2 protein-coding genes are annotated in these 4,991 nt (G+C 43.3%); both read left to right on the top strand.

The genetic code is table 11. The features are described 5' to 3' along the window. The coding region (locus VFM80_RS12920) for a penicillin acylase family protein (protein ID WP_395072327.1) at positions 1-1,784 on the top strand (1,784 nt) is incomplete at its 5' end. A gap of 326 nt (positions 1,785-2,110) precedes the next feature. Beyond that, the gene (locus VFM80_RS12915; RefSeq protein ID WP_395072325.1) at positions 2,111-4,948 is read left to right on the top strand and encodes a M16 family metallopeptidase; all 2,838 of its coding nucleotides are present in this window, start codon (positions 2,111-2,113) and stop codon (positions 4,946-4,948) included. Positions 4,949-4,991: the final 43 nt, after the last annotated feature.

The following is a 4,991-nucleotide window of genomic DNA, read 5'->3' as shown; positions in this document are numbered from 1 at the left end:
CGGGACTTGGGACTTCTCTGATGCCTATGCTTAAGCAAGAAATCAAAAAACGTGAATTACTGGAAATGGAAGGAACTCATGTTGGCAGTAATGCCTGGGTAGTTGACGGTTCAAAAACAGAGTCAGGATATCCATTACTGGCCGGAGACCCTCACCTCGGACTCGATATGCCGGGTAAGTGGTATGAAGTGCATCTGAATTTGAATGACCGGAATATTTCGGGAGCAACGATAGCCGGTGTTCCTGCCGTTATCATTGGACAGAATGATCATATGGCTTGGTCATTTACCAGCATCATGAGTGACGATACCGACTTCTTCCTCGAACAAATGGACCCTGAAGACCGGGGAAGATATATTGTTGATTCTTTGAGTGACTCAACTGCTGTTTATGAAGATTTCACACGTACTCGTGAGATCATTAAAGTAAAAGACGGTGACGATATCTCTTTTGAGATACGGTATACGAAGCACGGACCCGTGATCTCAGACATCTATCCGGCTGAGGAGCTTACAAATGACAAGTTGATCTCCATGCAATGGACCGGACATGAACTTACCAACGAAATGCAGACACTGTATCAAATAAACTGGGCTGAAAGTTTTCAGGATTTCAAAGAAGCTCTGCCAACTTTTGGAGTGCCCGGACTTAACTTTATATATGGTGATGTAGAAGGGAATATTGCGATGTACTCGGTTGCCAGGCTACCTATCCGTTCAGGAGATGCAGATCCTATTACCCTAAGGAAGGGATGGGACCCGCAGCAAGACTGGCAGGGCTTCATCCCTTTTGAAGAGATGCCGCGCATCATAAATCCTGAAAGTGGCTGGATCGCAAATGCCAACAACAAAATCACAACCGATAGCTATCCCTATTATATTGGTACATTTTGGGAGCCCCCTTCACGTATAGAGCGTATCGAAGAAATCTTAACCGACAGCACTCTCTTTAACTATGCAAGATTTGAAGAGTTGCAAAACGATTCTTATTCAGCCTTTGCGGCAAAAATGACTCCGCATATTTTGGATATCATTAGCAATCAGGATGCTTATAATTTTGAACTCCCCATTTCCTATCTTGAAAACTGGAATTACAGATATGATCTTAAATCAACAGCGGCTTCCATTTTTGATGTTTTCTTTTTGAATCTCTCTGAAAACACTCTCAAGGACAATTTCGGGGATATTGCTTATTCAAACTTCATTCACCATGAAAACATCCCTGTGCGAACGCTAACTACATTAATTGAAACTGAAAGCTCGCTTTTTGATGATATCCGCACAGACTCTGTAGAGACAAAAGAAGATATGGTTGTGAAGAGCATGCAGGACGCGATCCTATTTTTAAGCGATTCCCTGGGAAGTGAACCTTATGAATGGCGCTGGGAGCAACTGCATACCATTACATTTGATCCACCACTTTTTTCACAGGCAGCAGATGACCCTGAAGCTTCAGGTACCTTAAAAATGATCGTTAATAATGTGTTAAGCAAAGGCCCTTATCATGTGCCCGGCCACGGTATGAGTGTAAATAATGGACAGTACCGATGGGATAATGCTTTTGAGATGACCCTTGGCCCCTCCATCCGCCGTATCTCAGACCTGTCTGATATGAGTAAAAGCAAAAGCATCCTCCCCACAGGTCAATCGGGGAACTCTCTTTCTGAATATTATGGTGACCAAACCGAGATGTGGCTGAACGGTCAATATCGCTGGCTTCATCAGGATTCAACCTTATTTGATGGGACTGAAATACGAACTATGAGCTTGATTCCGGGTGAGTAAAGGTGTGGTGGTGTTTTTGATCTTGTTGTTATTTCGACCGAAGTGAATGAACCCCAAAGGGTGAATGAACGAAGTGGAGTTCAGAGCGAAGCGTTACCCACGAAGTGAAATCTACGAGGCAATATCAGGCTACCTGCAGACTATATAAGCCTCTTAGATCTCTCGGCTGCATTCTTTCGTATTCACTCGTTCATTCCGCTCGAGGTGACAGGCCGTGGAGACTCTGTAACAATAAATTCATCCCCCGCACAATAGAAACAAAATATTTACAAACCCGTATCTCCTGAGCTGTTATATTCGGCGTTCAAACCATCAAAATAACTCCTATGGAATCACGCTTTTTCTATCTTTTATCTGTCCTCATAATTTCAACATTAACCCTTTCTTCATGCTCCCAAAAACAAACCGAGTTCTCAGTTGATTATGAGAAATTCACCTTGGATAACGGATTGGAAGTAATATTCCACAAAGACGATTCTGATCCTGTTACTGCTGTAGCTTTAACATTTCATGTCGGTTCTGCCCGCGAAAAAGAAGGGCGTACCGGTTTTGCGCATTTGTTTGAACATTTATTATTTCTGGAGTCTGAGAATCTTGGAGAAGGCGGACTGGATAAAATGAGTAGCCGAATCGGAGGTTCCGGTGCCAATGGATCTACCAGTCGTGACCGCACGAACTACTTCCAGACGGTACCAAGCGATGCCTTGGAAAAAATGATATGGGCAGAAGCAGATAAAATGGGCTTTTTCATAAATACGGTTACGGAAGCTGTTGTTGCAAAAGAAAAACAGGTTGTTAAAAATGAAAAGCGTCAGGGTGTGGACAATGCCCCATACGGACATGCTAGTTATGTGGTTGGAAAAAACCTATACCCCCAGGAACACCCGTATAGCTGGCAAGTGATCGGGTCGTTGGAAGACCTTCAGAATGCCACTCTTGCTGATGTAAAAGAGTTTTACAACCGATGGTATGTCCCAAATAATGCCACTCTTGTGATCGCCGGTGATTTTGATTCCGACCAAGCCAAAGAATGGGTTCATAAATATTTTGATGAGATCCCCCGCGGTGAAGAAATTAAGCCTCTCCCCGACATGCCTGTGACTTTAGATGAAACCAAAAAGCTTTACTACGAAGATAACTTTGCGCGGCTTCCCGAGCTTCGCATGGTATGGCCGGGTGTAGATCTATATCATGACGACGCTTATGCTTTGGATATACTCACCGAACTTCTTGCAAACGGTAAAAAAGCGCCTTTTTATAAAGTTCTGGTTGAAGAAAAAGAGCTAACATCCAATGTATTTATGAACAACAGCAATTCTGAGCTGGCCGGAGAGATCTCCATGATTGTTCGTGCTTATCAGAATACAGATTTAAATGAAGTAGCAGCAGCGGTAGATGAAGCTTTTACCCGCTTTGAGGAAGAAGGATTTACTCAGGCAGACTTGGATCGAATCAAAGCAGGAATTGAAACTGATTTCTACAATGGACTTTCCAGCGTTTTAGGTAAAGCATTCCAGCTGGCACAGTACAATATTTTTGCAGATGATCCGGGATACATCAACGAGGACATTCAAAAAACATTAGCGGTTACCAAAGAGGACGTAATGCGTGTGTATGAGGAATACATCAAAGGTAAACATTTTGTTGCCACCAGCTTTGTACCTCAAGGTGAAGCTGAACTGGCTTTAGATGGATCTGAACCTGCAGAAGTTGTGGAAGAAGAAATCGTAGCCAATGCCGAAGGCGAAAGTTTTGAGCTGCCGGAAGAAACAGAATATGAGAAGACACCCTCAAGCTTTGACCGTTCTGTTGAACCTCCTTACGGAGAGAGCCCCGATCTGAAAGTTCCTGAGGTATGGGAAGCTGAATTAGCCAACGGACTCGACATATATGGGATCGAGAACTATGAACTTCCGTTGGTTGAATTTGAGATCACTCTTAAAGGTGGTTTAATGTTGGAAGATCCCGATAAAACAGGGGTTTCAAATTTAATGGCTGACCTCATGACCAAAGGTACTGCTGACAAAACACCGGAAGAACTGGAAGAAGCGATCAATGAATTAGGTGCCAGTATCCGAGTGAATTCCGGCCAACAGAGCATTACCATTAGTGGAAATACTTTAGCCAGAAATTACAATGCAACCATGCAGCTGGTCGAAGAAATCATGTTAGAACCGAGATGGGATGAGCGAGAATTTGAGCTTGCAAAACAAAGTACACTTAGCCAGATCGCGCAACAGAGTGCAAATCCCAACAGCATTGCTAGCAATACTTTCAATAAACTGCTTTACGGTGAAGACCACATCCTCTCCTACAATCCGGCCGGAACAACAAACAGTATTGAAAACATCACTTTAGACGACCTGAAATCTTATTACGAGAATTATTTTTCTCCGGCTGTCGCTAACATGCACGTTGTAGGTGCCGTAAATCAGGGTGAAGTTGTGGCTTCCATGCAAAGCATCAATGAAAATTGGGAAAATAAACCCGTTGAGATACCGGAATTAGACACCCCCCAGCCACCTGAAGAATCACAGGTTTATTTCTATGATGTACCCGATGCCAAACAATCAGTACTGCTCATTGGCTATCTTGCAATCCCTGAAACTCACCCGGATTTTTATCCTGCTACCGTAATGAATTATAAATTGGGCGGTGGCGGATTTGCATCACGGTTAACTCAGGAGTTACGTGAAGGGAAAGGATACACGTACGGTATCGGCTCAGGTTTCTCAGGTTCTGATATTGCCGGACCGTTTACCATCTCAAGTGGTGTTCGGACCAATGTAACCTACGAATCGGCTGCTCTTGTTAAAGAGATCCTCGAACAATATCCTGAAACTTTCAGCGACCAAGACCTTGAGAATACCAAGAGTTTTCTGCTGAAAAGTAATGCCCGCCGTTTCGAAACTTTAGGGTCTAAACTGAATCTGTTATCCAATATCAGTTCTTATGGATGGTCACCGGATTACATCAAAGAACGAGAAGAGATTGTAAAGAATATGACCAAAGAAGAAATTCAGGAACTGGCGCGGAAGTATGCGAACCCCGATAAAATGATCTGGCTTGTGGTCGGTGACGCCGATACTCAACTCGATCGTCTTGAACAACTTGGGTTTGGTGAACCGATATTGGTCAATGAATATTTTGAGGAAGGAAATTAAAAAGTAGACATTAATAAAATTCCGGTAACCAATGTTCAGGTAC

The organism is Gracilimonas sp. (genome assembly GCF_035704785.1).
Taxonomy (GTDB): Bacteria; Bacteroidota; Rhodothermia; order Balneolales; family Balneolaceae; genus Gracilimonas.
Note: the sequence above shows the minus strand (reverse complement) of the source record. Positions and strands in the feature narration are given on the sequence as shown.

Bases quoted from the DNA above. Each gene is read 5' to 3' on its own strand.
- VFM80_RS12915 (WP_395072325.1), top strand. From the start codon at position 2,111: ATGGAATCACGCTTTTTCTATCTTTTATCTGTCCTCATAATTTCAACA.